The sequence below is a fragment of the Haloarcula sp. Atlit-7R genome (genome assembly GCF_003666065.1).
In the GTDB taxonomy this organism is placed as follows: Archaea; Halobacteriota; Halobacteria; order Halobacteriales; family Haloarculaceae; genus Haloarcula; species Haloarcula taiwanensis.
The window spans coordinates 1-15,345 of the sequence record NZ_QXIK01000021.1 but is presented as its reverse complement, the minus strand read 5'-3'; the positions used below and the strand labels follow the sequence as shown (position 1 = coordinate 15,345).

The following is a 15,345-nucleotide window of genomic DNA, read 5'->3' as shown; positions in this document are numbered from 1 at the left end:
ATGTGGGACACCAGCCAGCGACGGAGTCGGCGTGGGTTCCTCGGAACCCTCGCGGTGGCTGCGGTGACCACCGCTGGCTGTAGCAGCCTCGGCGGCACCCAGAACAGCCAGCCGGGCGACACCGGAGCTGGCGGCGCGACGGCAACAGCTGAGGGAACGTCCACACAGGCAGACACTGGGGCACACCACGACGAGACACACGGCCACACGCACACGAACGGCAGTCACGACCACGGCGACGGGCACAGCCACGACGGCGAGCACGCCGAGAGCGACGACGAAGTCGACGGCGCTACCGACACCGAGCTCGCCGCGTTCGAATCCCACCTGCGCGAGTGGTTCGTCGACATCGACTCCCTCGCCGTCGAAGACGGGCGCATCAGGCTGACCTACGTCACGAAGAGCACGCGCGGCCACGAACTCGCGGCTGGCATCGAGACAGTCGTCGTCTCGTTCATCCAGGCGTACACGGACGACTGGGGGGTCGAAGGTCTCGACGCGGAGGTGATCGAGCCGTCCGGCGACGTGATGGGCTACTGGCGAACCGAATCGCGGTGGGTCGAACCGGTAACCGAGGGCCACGAGACGCGGACCGCGCTGCTCGAACGGACCCTCGACACGTATCACGGCCGCCTCACTCGCGACCACGACCACGCTGGCACCGACCACGGCGGGAACGAGAGCGGTCACCAGCACAACGGGACCGAGCACGCAGACCACTGACGGCAGCGGTGTAGTCACTGCCGTCACCGTCGTTCTGATAGTTAGAAAGGGGTGCAGTTAGTTCGAAAACGGAGCGTATAGCTTCTCAGACCTTCAGCAACGACAGCAGGCTGACGCCGACGTCGAAGTACTCGATGAGGCGATAGCCGACGAGGATGCCGAGGATACCCATGACACCGGCGAGGTTCGGCGGGGCCGGAATGGGGACATCCAGCAGTCCGAACACAACGCCGGTAGCGACCCCGGTCATCGTCGCGACGATAACGAGTGAGAGATTCATCGGTCGGTCACCACTGTCCTGTCACGAGGAGCCACCCAGTTGCATGTCAGATCGCCCCGAGAGCGGTCAGAGAGTGTGTTTGCAGTGTGTGTCATTGGTGGCGTAGAAAACGGGTTCGAGCGGTAAGTATGCTCCTCATCGGGCCAGCAGTGGTGGGGAGTAGCACACACCAACCCAAGAGAGGGCTGTACTACCGAGAAACGAAGCCCTGTAAGTAGATTCTTCGGTTATTAGTAGAGAAATATCCACTTTTCAAGTTTATATTTAGCTTTTCTCGACGCACTAGATATAATAGGGCACCGTATCTCTGCTATATCTAAATATTGCCCGTATTATGAGAATATAATTCCCGTAAGTAGATAGATTATGATGTATCCAGATACAGGTGTACGACCGCAGTAGTGCAACCACGACTAGTATCGTCCGGGAGGCTGGCGTTTATAACCAAGCCACGGGAAGTGGTGACGATGCAAGCCGTTCAGTTCGACAGTCACGGCGACCGTGATGTGCTCGAGTATGGCGAGTTTCCCGACCCCGAACCCGACCGCGACGAGGTGGTCATCGACGTGAAGGCGGCCGCGCTGAACCACCTCGACATATGGACCCGGCGCGGCCTTCCCGGCGTCGACCTCGACATGCCTCATATCCCCGGCAGCGACGCCGCGGGCGTCGTCGACGAAGTCGGTGACGACGTTTCGCGGTTCGAACCCGGCGACCGGGTGGCCGTCCTCGCCGGCAAAAGCGGCGGTGGCGACGAGTTCACGCGAAAGGGTGACCCGACACTTGCGCCGGATTTCCACATCATCGGCGAACACGTCAGGGGCGTCCACAGCGAGTACGCCGCTGTGCCTGCCGAGAACCTCACGCCAGTCCCCGAAGGCGTCGACTGGGAGACAGCCGCCGCGTCGCCGCTTGTGTTCCAGACCGCCTGGCGGATGCTTCGCGACCGCGGCGACCTGAAATCCGGCGAGTCCGTCCTCGTTCTCGGCGCGTCTGGCGGCGTCGGCCACGCTGCCGTCCAGGTCGCAGACCACGCCGGCGCGGAGGTGTTTGCGACCGCCAGCAGCCGGGAGAAACTTGACTACGCAGAAGAACTGGGTGCGGATCACACCATCAACTACGAGGAGGCGGACTTCGCGAGCGAGATTCGGGACCTGACCGACAGCCGCGGCGTCGATATGGTCGTCGACCACATCGGCGCACAGACCTGGCAGGACTCGCTCAAGAGTCTCGTCAAGGGTGGTCGCGTCGTCACCTGCGGGGCGACAACCGGTGGCAACCCGGAGACGGACCTCAACCGCATCTTCTGGAACCAGTTGCAGGTCATCGGCTCGACGATGGCCACTCCGGGCCAGGCCGACGAAGTGCTGGAGCTGGTCTGGCAAGGAGAAATGGAACCACGGGTCCGCGAGACGCTCCCCATGAGCGAGATCGCCAGAGCACACGAGATAATCGAGGACCGCGAGGGCTTCGGAAAGGTCGTAGTCGTTCCCGACAGCGAACTGTAGAACCGGCTCGCGTTTTTCTCGTTACTCCGTTCCGAACCGCGCTGTCGCGAACTGCTCGAAAGGGGCCGAGTACTGCATCAGCATCGTTCCGAGAATGCTCATCAGAAGGACGTAGGCGACGGTAAACGAGTAGACCGCGTTGGCCAGCGCTGTCGACAGCGACGTGCCTGCGCCGGTCAGCGCAACGGCGGCGATGATCAGGGAGAACTCGCCGCGGGTGACCATCCCGAGGCCGACACGCATCGACCGCCGGGGGTTGAGCTCGTAGGCGCGGCCGCTCAGATAGCCGGATAGGATTTTCGTCGGTGTCGTAACGACGATAGCGGCGGCGACAAGCCCCGCGACGCCGGCGAACAGCCGCGGGTCGGTCTCGACGCCGATCCAGAAGAAAAACACCGCCGCGAACGTGTCGCGGAGCGGTTCCAGCAGGCTCTCCAGTTTGTGCGTGTGAGTGGTCGGGGCGAAGGCCATGCCGACGAAGAACGCGGCGACGGCCTCGCTGACGCCGATAGCGAGGGCGAAGCCGGAGACCAAGACCGTGATGCCGACGGCCCGGACCACCGTGAACTCGTTCGAAGTCGTCTGTAAGGCCCGCTCGAACCACGGCGTCCCGTAGCGGGCCAGGAGCAGGAGTGCAACGATGAACGACAGCGCGATGCCGACGGAGGTCGCGGCGGCCGCCACATCAGATCCCTCAGTGACGAGCGCGGCTGCGACTGTGAGGTACACGGCGATAAACAGGTCCTCGAACACAAGTGTCCCGAGCATCGGGTCGGCCTCGTCGTTGGCGATCCAGCCGAGGTCGATGAGCGACTTCGTGATGATGGCCGACGAGGAAATGTAGACGATACCGGCGGTGAGGAAGGCCGCGAGCGGGTCCCGGAACAGCGCGAACCCGAGCATGAGACCGGCACCGAAGTTGATGGCGAGGTCGATGGTCCCCGCTCTGGTGATGCGCTCCCAGCTCTCCAGCAGCCGGTCGAGGTTGAACTCCAGCCCCAGGAAAAACAGCAGAAAGACGATACCCAGTTCCGCGCCGAGCTCGACGAACTCCGAGGACTCGACGACGGGAAGGCCGTAGCCGGCGACGGAAAACTGCCCCGCAACAGACGGCGACAGCAGCATCCCGATGATGATGTAAAACGGGATCACCGACTTGTTCAGCCACACAGCGACGAGCGTGGCGGCGGCGACGGCGGCGAACAGGACACCGATGCCGAGCAGGTCAGCCACGGCGGGCCTCCGGCGCTTCGGTCCCAGCCATCTACAGGTCTCCGGTGAGGAGCTTCTCGAACTGCTCACAGTTCTCGCGTTCGCCGATAACCACGAGGGTGTCCGAGGCTTCGATCTGCATGTCAGGCGACGGGCCAGCGATGACGTTGTCATCGCGCTGTATCGCGACGACAGTGACACCGGTCCGCTGCCCGACGTTCGCACCCGCCAGCGTCTCGCCGACCAGCGGCGAATCGCTCTCGACCGCGTACCACTCCAGCAGCGTCCCCTCCGACAGCATCGTCTCGACGTGGCTGGATTCGACCGGCTGGAAGTACGCGCCTTCGAGTATCGTGCCGACCATCCGCGCCATCCGGTCGGAGAGTTCGACGAGTTTCTCGGAGTCGGCGTCCTCGTCCTCTTTGAGGTACAGTTCACGCGTGCCCGTGTTGTGGGTCACGACTACCAGTTGCTGCCCGCCGCCGATGTCCACCTCGTGTTTCTTTCCCACACCAGGCAGGTCGGTCTCTGTCACGTCCATAGCCCGGAATTGCGCTCGACTGCGTATAAGCCCCTATGCCCGGGCTCGGATAGCGGGTCGCCGACGCCCGAGCGGCAGGACCCAAAGGTATTAGTGGATTCCTGCCAACGTTCAGGCAAGCCAACTTTCGCTAAAACAACTCAGATTGTTTTAGCGTCGGACGCTACCAATGCCACACGACACACTCCTGCTCATCGGTCGGGACACGCCACGCGCTACGCCCTACGAGACACACGCTCGCCGGCTGCGCGAGCGTGGGGTAGCTACTGACGTGGCGGTGCTGACCTACGACCACGAACCCCGTCGGGAGTTACGCGACGAACTGGTAGCCATCGACGCCGACCGCGTGTTCGCGCTGCCGATGACCGTCGCTCACGACCATGCGACAGTCACGGACGTGCCAGCGGTACTCGACGAGGTCAACGCCGAGACGCACTACTGTGAACCAGTCGGGCGGAGCCCGCTGCTGACCGAAGCGCTCCGGGACCGGGCCGCCGCTGCGGTCCCGGAGGCCCCCGACACCTCCGTCGCGCTCGTCGCCTTCGGCTCCAGCGGCAAGCCGTACCAGCGTCAAGTGACTGAATACCACGCCGAGCGCCTGCGCGAGCGCTCGGCCTTCGGCGAGGTGGAGCCGTGCTATCTGCTTCAGAACCCCGCTGTCGAATGTGTCCGATACAATCTCACCCACGACCACGCCGTCGCTGTGCCGCTCTTTCTCGCGCCGACTGACGCGACAGAGACACAGATTCCCGCCAAGCTCGACCTCGACAGGGGCGGACTCGCCTACACCGACACGCTGGACGACCACCCGCTTGTCACCGAGGCTGTCGCAACCGCCGTCGAGACGGCGCGGACGATGGCCGACTCACGCACGCCACAGACGTTCGAGGCGACGCTGGCCGCGACAAACCGTCCGATGGCGACCGACGGTGAAGGCGATTAGGGCTGGGGCGGCGTCAGAGCCGGGGACGCCGAACGAGAGGAAGCGATTTGTACCCACGGGACATCCTGACACGTAGATGGTTCGCCGACGAGTAGCGCAGACGCGGGAACAGGTCAAAGAGAAGCTCGTGGCTGCGCTGATAGAAGACCACTCGCCGCGGGAAGTCGCGGTGAGCTTCAGTGTGGGCGTGTTCCTCACCGCGCTCCCGACGCTAGGGACTGGCTTTCTCGCTTTCCTCGTTCTCGCGTACCTGTTCAAACAACTCAGCAAGGTTGCGCTGTTCGCGTCTGTACTGATACTCAACCCGCCGGTCAAGTGGGGCGTGTACGCGACGAGCTTCTGGCTCGGGAACCAGATTCTGGGGCCGGTGCCCGGCCTGTCGTTTGACGGTGTCTCGGTCTCGATGGGGAGCGACGTGCTGGTCCGACTGTGGACGGGGAACGTCGTTCTGGCCGTCGTGTTCGCCGCTGTCGGCTACGTGCTCGCGTTCCGGCTTATCAGCGAGTACAGGCGACGGCAGGGATGGACGGCCGAAATTAGCTAGACAGGACTGGAGGCGCGCGCGTCACTCTCGCCGCACGACGAACACCGACAAGTCCGAGAACCGCGTGTCCTCCCTGCTGTCACCGCCGGAATCCTGTGCGAGGTCGCCGAGCGTCGTCGCGGTGCGGGCCTCGTCGTCGTGGGTGAGTCGCTCGTAGACCAGCGCCGGCAGATCGGGGTCGCCGCCGGCGTCGAGCAACTCAGTCGCAACGTCCTCGGGCATCAGGTCGAACGGGCGCGGGAGGACGAGCAGGTGTCGGTCACCCACATCGCTCCGAAGTCGGTCGAGGTCGGCCGAGAGGTCACCGCTCTTGTGCAGCGTGACGAACGTCGTGTCCTCCATCGGCGTTCGGGCGCGACTGGCCGCGACCTGGAGCGACGAGATGCCCGGCACGACGCGGACGGGGCGGTCGACGGCCCGCTGGACCTTCCCGACGAACTGGTAACCCGAGTGGTTCGGGTCGCCCATCAGCACGGCCGTCCCGCGCTCGCCGGCGGCCACGCGCTCGGCGAAGGCCTCCAGCGTATCGAGTTCGTCGCGGTAGCCACAGGTCAGCAGGTCGGCGTCGGTGCGCTCGGCGACGAAGTCGACGACCGTCTCGAAGCCGACGACCACGTCGGCCTCCCGAATCGCCTGCTCGCCCCGCGGCGTGAGGAAGTCGAGGTTCCCCGGTCCGATTCCGACGGCGTTGACCGGCCGGTCGGCGGCGGGGTCCTCGGGCGCGCTCGCCGCAAGGGCGGCGGGGTCCGGCCCGCTATCGAGGTCGTAGTCGTCTCTTTCAGTCATCCAGGGAGACGTCGCCCTCCCGCACGTCACTGGCGACGTGCACCAGTTCGTTCGTCAGGCCGGCGGCCAGCCCGCTCCCGCCGCGGCGGCCGACGTTCGTAATCGTCGGGACGCCGTGCTCGGCCGCCACCTCGCGGAGCCGCTCCCGGCTCTCGGCGGCCTTCACGAAGCCGACGGGCGTCGCGACGACGACGGCCGGCCGGGTGCCGTCCTCGATACAGTCAGCGAGCGCGAGCGCCGCCGTTGGCGCGTTCCCGACGACGGCGATAGCGCCGTCGTAGACGCCCTCGCGGTCGAGTTCCAGCACCGACGCGGCCGTCCGGGTCATGCCGGTCTCGGCGGCCAGTTCCGCGCCGTTGCCGATGGCCTTCCGGACCGGGCAGTCGTGGCCGCGGCCGGTGATACCCGCTTTGACCATCGTGATGTCGGTGACGATGGGCTGTTCGTCGAGGACGGCCTGTGCCCCCGCGCGGACCGGTTCGTCGTCGTCCGCGCCGGTGAAGCGGACGAGGTGCTGGAACTCTGGGTCGCCGGTCGCGTGGACGGACTTCTGGCGGATGCGGTCGGCCAGCGTCTCGTCGGGGACGAGTCGGCGAACGCGGTCCATCGACGTCTCGGCGATGTCCATCGCGTTCTCCGTCGTCGCGCCGAGGTCGGCGTACTCCTCGAAGTCGTCCTCGTCGTTCGTCTCAGCGTCTGTCGCGTCGTTCGTGTTAGTCGTCATCTGAGGTCACCTCCGTCGAGTCGGCAGCTCCACCGGAACTGGCGCGGGCCTCCAAGTCACCATCCACTTCCAGATTCAGGTCCCGCAGGCGGTCGCGCGTCTCGTCGTCGGCGTCCCAGAGGCCGCGGTCGATGGCCTCCAGCAGGGTGTCGGTGATGGAGTCCAGCGCCCAGGGGTTCACGTCGCGGAGCCAGTCTTGCCGGTCCGCGTCGAAGGCGTAGCGCTCGGCCACGTCCTCCCACAGCGTATCGCTGACGACGCCGGTGGTGGCGTCCCACCCCAGCACCACGTCGACCGTGGTCGAGAGGTCGCCCGCGCCCTTGTAGCCGTGTTCCTCCATCGAGTCGAGCCACGCGGGGTTGAGGACGCGGGCGCGCATCGCCTTGCGCACCTTCTCCTCGTTGGTGTAGACGTCGACGTTGTCCGGGTCCGATGAATCGCCCACGTAGGAATTTGGCTCCTCGCCGGCGATCTCGGTCACGGCGGAGATGAACCCGCCGTGGAAAGCGTACCAGTCCGAGGAGTCGAACTCGTCCTGTTCAGCGGTGTCCTCTATCTTGACCGTCGCGTCGACGGAGGACAGGCGGCGCTCGAAGGACTCGTGGGCCTCGCTGACGCGGCCGCGCGAGCCCATCGCGTAGCCGCCCCACTGGACGTACACGTCGGCGAGGTCCGAGCGGTCGTCCCAGTTGCCCTCGTCGACGGCCTTGTTCGTCCCGGCTCCGTAGCCGCCCGGCCGGGTCGTGAACACGCGGTGTTTGGCGGCGCTGCGGGCGTCGCTCTCGTCCATCCCGTCAGCCACGAGGTCGTCGGTCTCCGCCTCGACGTGCTTTTTCACGTAGTTCATCTCGTGGGGTTCGTCGAGGTCGACCACGGCGTCGACGGCGTCGTGGACCACGCCCGCCGCCGCGGGGAAGGCGTCCCGGAAGAGGCCCGAGACGCGCGTCGTCACGTCGATACGCGGGCGGCCGAGTTCCTCTAAGGGAATCGGCTCCACGTCCTCGACGCGGCCGGCGTCGGACCAGACCGGTTCGACGCCCATCAGCGCGAGTACCTGCGCGATGGTCTCGCCGCGGGTCCGGACCGTCGGCGTCCCCCAGACGACGACGCCGATTTCCTCGGGGTACTCGCCCTCGTCGCTCTCGTGACGTTCCAGCACGCCGGATGCGACTTCGCTGCCCACGTCCCAGGCGGTCTTGGCCGGGACCTTCCGCGGGTCGAGCGTGTAGAAGTTCCTGGCCGTCGGGAGCAGGTCGACGCCGCCGCGGGTCGGCGCGCCGGAGCCGCCGGGCGGGACGTACTCGCCCGCCAGTGCGTCGGCGGTGCGGGGGATCTCGTCGGCCGCACCGGCCACCCGCGGAGCGGCCTCCTCGCAGATGTAGGCCAGCGCCTCGCGGAGGTCGTCGTGCGCGCCGGACCGAGCGCGGGCGTCCCCGAGGGGGTCAATGTCGACGACGAGGAGGTTCATGTTGACCTCCGAGTCGCCGTCGTCGAGTTCGCTCACGGGCACGTCGAAGTCGTACTCGGCGAGCGTCCCCACGAGGTCCGTGCTGGTCTCGTGGACGCGGTCGGCGGCCTCGGCGTAGGTCATCCCCAGTGCCTCGTCGTACTCGCCGGGGGCGTTGCGGAGTTTGTCGTAGTCGACGCCAAGCACGCCCGCGACGCTCTCGCGCAGCGACGGCGCGCCGGGGTTCTCTAGGCGGGTGAGCGCGACCAGATAGTCGACCAGTCGGTCGTCGGCCGGCGGTTCGCCCATCGTGTGCAGGCCCTTGCGAATCTGGGTGGTCTTCACGTCGGTGAGGTACTCGTGGACGCGCTCGACGAGTGCGTCGATGTCGAGGTCGTCGCCTTCGACGTCTCCCTCTGCGAGCGTCGACCCGGCCTCGTCTGGTCCCCGCACGTCTGCTTTCTCGTCAATCTCACCGGCGATGCCGAGTTCAACGGCGAGGTCCAGTTCGTCGACCGTCCGGCGAATCTGCTCGGCGAGGTGTTCGCCGTCGTCGCTGCGAGCGTCCTCCATGCCGGCCTCGCGGTAGCGGTCGGCCAGTTCCTCCAGGTCGGCGAGGTCGTCGTACGTTCCGGCGTTGGCCATCACCGGCGTCAGGTAGTCGACGATAGCGGCGTAGGACCGGCGCTTGGCCTGGGTTCCCTCGCCGGGGTTGTTGACGATGTAGGGGTAGACGTTCGGGATGTCGTCGATGAGCTGGTCCGGTGCACTCTCGCCGTCGAGTCCCACCGTCTTGCCGGGGAGCCACTCCAGACTGCCGTGAGTCCCGAGGTGGACGACGGCGTCGGCCTCGTAGGCGTTGCGGAGCCAGCGGTAGAACGCGACGTAGTCGTGGGGCGGCTGGAGGTCCGAGTCGTGGTACACCTTCGAGGGGTCCATGCCGAACCCGCGCGGGGGCTGCACCGTCACGAGAACGTTGCCGAACTCCGCCCCGGGAATCGCGAAGGGGCGCTCGGGCGGGTCGCCCCACTCCTCGACCACGTTCGCGCGGAAGTCCGCGTCGAGGGCCTCGAACCACTCGCCGTACTGGGCCGGCGAGACGGTGTCGACGCTCATCTCGCGTACGTCCTCGGGCGCGACCCAGCGGTCGTCGAGGGTCAGCTGTGCGGTGAGGCGTTCGACGAGCGACTGGCCGCTGTCGGGCATCGTATCTCCCAAATCATACCCACGGGCGTCCAGTTCTTCGAGCAGATTCACCGTGCTCTCGGGCGAGTCCAGCCCGAAGGCGGTCCCGATGCCGTCGTCGCTCGGCGGGTAGTTGTGCAGGACGACGGCGACCTGCTTCTCGTCGTTCGGGGTGTGGCGCAGTTCGGCCCAGTTGACTGCGAGGCGTGCGACGTGGTCGACGCGGTCGTCGATTGGGAAGTGCTGCTTCGGGGCGCTGCCAATGTCGGCGGCGTCGTCGGTGCGCTCCTTGCCCGAGATGGGATGCGTGATGACGTTGCCGTCGAACTCCGGCAGCGCGACCGAGAGCGCGAGTTCGAAGCCCATCACGCCCGTGTCGCTGCTGTCGTACCGGGAGCGCGAGCGCATCGTCGTCACGGTCTGGATGACGGGGACACCGAGTTTGTCGAGGAACACGTCTTGTGCGTTCTGGCCCTCGTCGTCGGCGCTGCGGCCGCGTTCGTCCATCGACAGCGAGAACATGAACGACGAGCAAACGGCGTCGACGAGCGGATTACCGTCGGCGTCCAGTAGCCACTCCTCGGTGACCCGCTCGGCGTTCCACTGGCCCTCAGCGTCGGTCGCCGGCTCGCAGAAGATGGGGAGCGCGTTCGCGCCCTGGGCCTCGATGGCTCGGACCTGCGCGTCGACGTAGCGGGTGTTCTCGTGGGTCCAGTGGGACTCGTAGAACCAGACGGCGACGGTCGGCTTCGCGGGGTCGAACGTCGCCCGCAGTTCCTCGATGCTCGCACCCGGATGGTCGGGGTGGTAGACCCCCTCCGTCGGCAGTGTCACCGGGTCGTCGTAGGAGGGGTCGGCGTCGCCGTACTGCGCGACGAGGTAGCGGGCGCAGTTGGCGACGTTGCTCGCGCCGCCCCTCTCCAAGTACTCGTAGACCGTCTCGCGGTGCTCGTCGGGAACCGACGTGTCCTCGAAGGCGAAGGCGTCGCCGGTGGCTTTCACCACGAGCGGGACGCCGGCCTCGCGCAGGCGCTCGACAGCCAGGTCGTAGCCCGGCATGCTGTCCTCGGCCCCGTGGAGCCAGAGGATTACGGCGTCGGCGTCGGTCAGTTCGTCGACGAACGCCTCGACCGCCGGTTCGTCGTCGAGGTCGCTCTCAGAGCGCACGATGAGGTCCGCGTTCACCTCGCCCGCGGCCTGCTGGACGGCCCCGAGTTCGTTCTCCGTCGCGGTGTAGAGTCCTAGCTGTGGCATAACGTTATTAAATCTCCGTTTGCACTAATACAAGTATGGTTGTATTCGGCGCGGGCAAAAAAGCTTCGCAGGGGCCGACGTTCGCGGGCGTCGTCGGCCAGCGCGACCTGAAAGAGGGCCTGCTGGCGGTTGCGACGGACGACGACCTCGACGGTCTGCTGGTCCGCGGCGAGAAGGGGACGGCGAAGTCGACGGCGGTGCGGGCCCTCGCCGACCTGCTCCCCGAGCAGCGCGCGGTCGCGGACTGTCCCTACGGCTGTCCGCCCGACCGTCACGGGGCACAGTGCGAGGATTGCCGGACCCGAACGGACCCCCCCGTCGAGACGCGCTCGGTTCCGCTGGTGACGCTTCCCCTCGGCGCGACGCGGGACCGCGTCGTCGGCACGCTCTCCGTGGCCGACGCGCTGGACGGCGACCACGAGTTCGACCCCGGCCTGCTGGCCCGCGCGAACCGCGGCATCCTCTACGTCGACGAGGTGAACCTGCTTGACGACCACCTCGTCGACGTGCTCCTCGACGCCGCCGCGAGCGGCGTGAACCGCGTCGAACGCGACGGCGTCACCGTCACGCATCCCGCCGAGTTCACACTCGTCGGGACGATGAACCCCGAGGAGGGCGACCTGCGGCCCCAGCTCCGGGACCGCTTCGCCCTCCAGACCGAGGTCAGCGCGTGCGAGGCCCTCGACGACCGGGTCGCCATCATCGACCGGGCGCTCGGAGAGGGCGACGAAGGGGGAGACGGGACCGAACCCGACCGCGACCCCGGCGAGCGACTGCGGACCGCCCGTGAGATTCTCCCCGAGGTTGACCTCGCCCGCGAGTTCCGCGAGCAAATCGCCGAACTCTGCCGGGACGCCGGCCTCGACGGCCACCGTGGCGATATCGCCACAGCGCGAGCAGCCCGGACGTTTGCCGCACTGGACGGGCGGACGACGGTTCTCGAATCAGACATCGAGCGCGCCGCCGAGTTCGCGCTGCCCCACCGGCTCACCTCTCGACCCTTCGAGGACGCGCCGGACGTCGACGACGTGCTCGACGACCACTTCGATGACGACGAGGGCGAAGACGAGGAAAGCGGAGACGACACCGGGGAAGCCGACGAATCGGAGAGCGAAGCGGATGACGAGACGGCGGGCGGAGAAGACGCAGACGAGTCAGCGGCTGACGGAAACGACTCGGACGGCGATGCCGGTGGTGGCCCACAGAAACAGCGCCCCGACGATGGCGAGCGCTCCGAGGACCGCGAGGGGGGAGACGAACCGGGCGGTCCAGCGCCCGCGTCGGCAGACGGAGACGGGGAGGGTCAGGGGAGTGAGGCCGAATCGGATGCCGGCGACGACCGTGACGAGGACGGCAGCCCCGACGACCCGGAGGACGCGACGCCGCTCCTGCCCGGCCAGTCTCGTGCGGCAGTCGGCGACAGCGACGCGCCCGACATGGACGCCCCGGAGGTCGACACGGACGGCGGCGCGGCGAGCGGCCGCGCGGGCGCGACGGGCACGACCCGCGGCGCAACGGTCCGCACCGAGCGTGCCGGCCGCGACGACGAGGTCGACGCTGCAGCGTCGGTCCGGGCAGCAGCCAGCCGCGGGAGCGGCCGCGTCGAGTCGCGAGACCTCCGCAAGTCTGTTCGCGCAGGCGACGCCGAGACGCTGGTCGTGTTCGCTGTCGACGCGAGCGCGTCGATGCGCCCGGCGATGCGGGCCGCAAAAGGCACCGTGCTGGAACTGCTGAAAGACGCCTATCAGGCCCGCGACCAGGTCGCCTTCGTCACCTTCGCCGGCGAGAGCGCGGACGTGGTGCTCCCGCCGACCGACAGCGTCTCGCTGGCCGCCCGCCACCTCAAGGACCTGCCGACCGGCGACCGGACGCCGCTGCCGGCCGGCCTGACCGCCGCCCGCGAGGTGCTCGACCGCGCCGACCCGGACGCCGGCGTCGTCGTCGTCGTGACCGACGGCCGGGCGAACACCGCCGACGGGAGTCCGGTTGCAGCGACCAGAAACGCGGCGCGGATGCTCGGCGAAGCGGCTGACCAGACCGTCGTCGTGGATGCGGGCGAAGGGAGTCGCGCCGGTCTGCTCGACCTCGTTGCAGACGAAACGGACGCGTCAGTGGTCCCGCTGGACGCGCTGACCGCCGAGCGGGTCGATGCCGTCGCCAGCGAGCGATAGCCCCCGGCCGGAGCTGTCTCAGGCGGAAGTTTTACAATCTTACTTGTTCTTAAGACAAACGAGATTTCAATGCAGGATGACACTGACACCGCACGCGCTACGGACAGCGTGCATGACCGTATCGAACGCGCCAGAGCGTCGCTGACAGGCCCGCAGATCGCCATCGCCGTCGCGCTGGTGGCGGCGCTCGGCTTCACGCTGCTGTTCGTGCAGGACCCGATGCTGCACGACTCGCTGCACAACTTCCGACACAGCGCCGGCATCACCTGCCACTGATGACGACTGATTACCTCGAACGCGGCGCAGTGGCCGGCGTGGCAGGCGGGCTGGTCTACGGCCTGTTCATCGCGACGGTCGGGAACGCCTTCACCGCCGGGCTGGAGACGTTCGAACACGGACACAGCCACGGCGGCGGGCCGGCCGTCTCCGAACTCACGACGACCGTCGTGAGCATCGGCGGCGGCGTCCTCTGGGGCCTGCTGTTCGGCGTCGCCGCCTTCGGCATGGCGTACTTCTTCCTCGAACCCGCGATTCCCGGTTCGGGGGCGACGAAACGACTCGCGCTCGCGGGAGCCGGCTTCCTCACCGTCTCCGGCGCGCCGTGGCTCGTCTTGCCGCCGCAGCCACCGGGCGTCGAGCAGGCGCTCGGAACGGAGACGCGCCTTGCGTGGTACGCCGGCCTGATGGCACTGGGGGCGCTGGTCGCAGTGCTTGCCGGGCTCGCGTATCAGTGGACGGAACACCGCCACACCGCTGTTCGACTCGGAGCCACGGCGCTGCCGCTCGCGCTGCTTGCGGCTCCGGTCGCGCTCGCGCCGGCAAACCCGGTCCACGGCGACGTTCCTGCCGCGCTCGTCGCGGCCTACCGCTGGACAGTCGTGTTCGGCCAGCTGGTACTGTGGGCCACCATCGCTGGTGTTCACGCATGGCTCGGTGACCGTGAGACGCCTGCCACGGACAGCTTGGACTATTCCGCGACGGCAGACTGACGACGCGGCTCAGACTTTTCCCGCAACCGTCCCGAGATTCAGCGCCAGCCCGACGATACCGACGACAGCAGCGATAGCGAGATTCACTGTCGTTCCGCCGGCGCTGAGCGGGGCCGTACCGGCAGATGCCAGTGCGCCGAACCCGATGCCGGCGACGACGAGCGCCACGCCGGCCAGCCCGACGAGCATCGTGCCGGTCGGGCCGAACCGACCGGTCGCCCGGTCCGCCTCGTACCGGTCCAGTGCGTCCTGCATCGTCTCCGTGACAGACGCCTCGACATCCGCCATCTGCCCCGAAAGGTAGGTGTGCAGCGTCTCCTCGTGCTCGTCGAGCTCCGCGGCGCGCTCGGAAAGCTGCGTGTCGTACTCTGTCAGCTCGGCCTCACGCTCGTCGAGGTCGGTCTCACGGTCCTCAAGCGCGGCTTCGCGTTCATCGAGCTGGTACTCCCGCTCGTCCAGTTCCGTCTCTCGGCGGTCGAGTTCGTCCTCGCGGGCGTCAATCTTCTCTTCGCGCCGGTCGAGTTCCGCGCCCCGCTGGTCGAGACCCATCTCCCGCTCGTTGAGCCGTCGCTGCATCTGTGCGAACTCCCGCTCGCGCTCTGTAGGGTGATCGGCGGTGCTGTCGTCGTCGGCTTCGGCATCCGCCGCTGGCTGTGCTTCCTCGTGGTCCGGGTCTGTCTTGTCGGCCATACTGGACTCCGGTACCGAGACACTACGACTGGCGAATGGTTAGTTTGACACCACATAACACAGTAATCGGAGCCAAACCGGGGACAGCACGTCGACGTAAAAAGCAGTCTGACAGACCGCTCCCGATCCAGAGTGGGACGTCAGCGCGTCAGCGACAGGGCTGTGCTAGCCCGACTCGATGCAACCGATACGCGCCGCGCTCGCGGCCCTCGTCGTGGTAGACGACCGGCTCCTCGACGGCGACGGCGGTTCCGTCGGAGACTGCCGCCGCCGTCACGACGCCGTCAGTGTCCAGCGTGTCGACAGGGCCGTCTGTGACATCGAACAGCCGAAGCGCGTGGTCGTCGG

At 67.2% G+C, this 15,345-nt stretch carries 14 protein-coding genes and 1 pseudogene; 7 read left to right on the top strand and 8 right to left on the bottom strand.

The window, feature by feature from the left end:
* Entirely contained in the window at window positions 1-723 is a 723-nt protein-coding gene (locus D3D01_RS21010; RefSeq protein WP_121513630.1) for a hypothetical protein, read from the top strand.
* An 85-nt stretch (window positions 724-808) separates the two neighbouring features.
* On the opposite strand, the gene D3D01_RS21005 is transcribed toward D3D01_RS21010, so the two are convergent.
* Window positions 809-1,003, bottom strand: a complete 195-nt coding sequence (locus tag D3D01_RS21005) for a XapX domain-containing protein (protein ID WP_004518274.1) — start codon at window positions 1,001-1,003, stop codon at window positions 809-811.
* Between the two features lie 467 nt (window positions 1,004-1,470).
* Between D3D01_RS21005 and D3D01_RS21000 the strand changes: the two genes are divergently transcribed.
* Window positions 1,471-2,511, top strand: coding sequence for a zinc-binding dehydrogenase (locus tag D3D01_RS21000; RefSeq protein WP_121513629.1), 1,041 nt, complete (start codon window positions 1,471-1,473; stop codon window positions 2,509-2,511).
* Window positions 2,512-2,532: 21 nt separating this feature from the next.
* On the opposite strand, the gene D3D01_RS20995 is transcribed toward D3D01_RS21000, so the two are convergent.
* Together D3D01_RS20995 and D3D01_RS20990 are read right to left on the bottom strand one after the other, a co-directional pair.
* Complete coding sequence (locus D3D01_RS20995) at window positions 2,533-3,744, bottom strand: cation:proton antiporter (RefSeq protein ID WP_121513628.1); 1,212 nt, start codon at window positions 3,742-3,744, stop codon at window positions 2,533-2,535.
* A gap of 31 nt (window positions 3,745-3,775) precedes the next feature.
* Entirely contained in the window at window positions 3,776-4,264 is a 489-nt protein-coding gene (locus tag D3D01_RS20990) for a cation:proton antiporter regulatory subunit (RefSeq protein WP_121513627.1), read from the bottom strand.
* A gap of 169 nt (window positions 4,265-4,433) precedes the next feature.
* Between D3D01_RS20990 and D3D01_RS20985 the strand changes: the two genes are divergently transcribed.
* Together D3D01_RS20985 and D3D01_RS20980 are read left to right on the top strand one after the other, a co-directional pair.
* Window positions 4,434-5,207: a CbiX/SirB N-terminal domain-containing protein gene (locus tag D3D01_RS20985; RefSeq protein ID WP_101349052.1), complete on the top strand. Its 774-nt coding sequence runs from the start codon at window positions 4,434-4,436 to the stop codon at window positions 5,205-5,207.
* Between the two features lie 76 nt (window positions 5,208-5,283).
* A complete protein-coding gene (locus D3D01_RS20980) occupies window positions 5,284-5,751 on the top strand; it encodes a DUF2062 domain-containing protein (RefSeq protein WP_101349051.1) in 468 nt (155 codons plus the stop codon).
* Window positions 5,752-5,772: 21 nt separating this feature from the next.
* Here D3D01_RS20980 and D3D01_RS20975 read toward each other — a convergent pair whose 3' ends face one another.
* From D3D01_RS20975 to cobN, 3 genes are read right to left on the bottom strand one after another with little or no spacing between them, the layout of a single operon-like run.
* Window positions 5,773-6,537: a cobalt-precorrin-7 (C(5))-methyltransferase gene (locus D3D01_RS20975; protein ID WP_121513626.1), complete on the bottom strand. Its 765-nt coding sequence runs from the start codon at window positions 6,535-6,537 to the stop codon at window positions 5,773-5,775.
* On the bottom strand, window positions 6,530-7,261 hold the full coding sequence (locus tag D3D01_RS20970; protein WP_121513625.1) for a precorrin-8X methylmutase: 732 nt from the start codon (window positions 7,259-7,261) through the stop codon (window positions 6,530-6,532). The genes D3D01_RS20975 and D3D01_RS20970 overlap by 8 nt, the downstream gene beginning before the upstream one ends.
* Window positions 7,251-11,147, bottom strand: a complete 3,897-nt coding sequence (cobN, locus tag D3D01_RS20965) for a cobaltochelatase subunit CobN (RefSeq protein WP_121513624.1) — start codon at window positions 11,145-11,147, stop codon at window positions 7,251-7,253. Before cobN ends, D3D01_RS20970 begins: the two co-directional genes overlap by 11 nt.
* Window positions 11,148-11,182: 35 nt before the next feature.
* On the opposite strand from cobN, the gene D3D01_RS20960 reads away from it, so the two are divergent.
* The 3 genes from D3D01_RS20960 (at window position 11,183) to D3D01_RS20950 (ending at window position 14,307) form a co-directional block, all read left to right on the top strand.
* Window positions 11,183-13,318 carry a VWA domain-containing protein gene (locus D3D01_RS20960; RefSeq protein ID WP_121513623.1) on the top strand — a complete coding sequence of 712 codons (2,136 nt, stop codon included), beginning with the start codon at window positions 11,183-11,185 and terminating at the stop codon, window positions 13,316-13,318.
* A gap of 69 nt (window positions 13,319-13,387) precedes the next feature.
* On the top strand, window positions 13,388-13,594 hold the full coding sequence (locus D3D01_RS20955) for a CbtB domain-containing protein (RefSeq protein ID WP_014039273.1): 207 nt from the start codon (window positions 13,388-13,390) through the stop codon (window positions 13,592-13,594).
* The gene (locus tag D3D01_RS20950) at window positions 13,594-14,307 is read left to right on the top strand and encodes a CbtA family protein (RefSeq protein ID WP_121513622.1); all 714 of its coding nucleotides are present in this window, start codon (window positions 13,594-13,596) and stop codon (window positions 14,305-14,307) included. Before D3D01_RS20955 ends, D3D01_RS20950 begins: the two co-directional genes overlap by 1 nt.
* 9 nt (window positions 14,308-14,316) lie before the next feature.
* Here D3D01_RS20950 and D3D01_RS20945 read toward each other — a convergent pair whose 3' ends face one another.
* Together D3D01_RS20945 and D3D01_RS20940 are read right to left on the bottom strand one after the other, a co-directional pair.
* Entirely contained in the window at window positions 14,317-14,997 is a 681-nt protein-coding gene (locus D3D01_RS20945) for a DUF3552 domain-containing protein (RefSeq protein WP_121513621.1), read from the bottom strand.
* Between the two features lie 148 nt (window positions 14,998-15,145).
* Window positions 15,146-15,345 (bottom strand): annotated as a pseudogene (locus D3D01_RS20940) (transcriptional regulator); the annotation flags it as partial.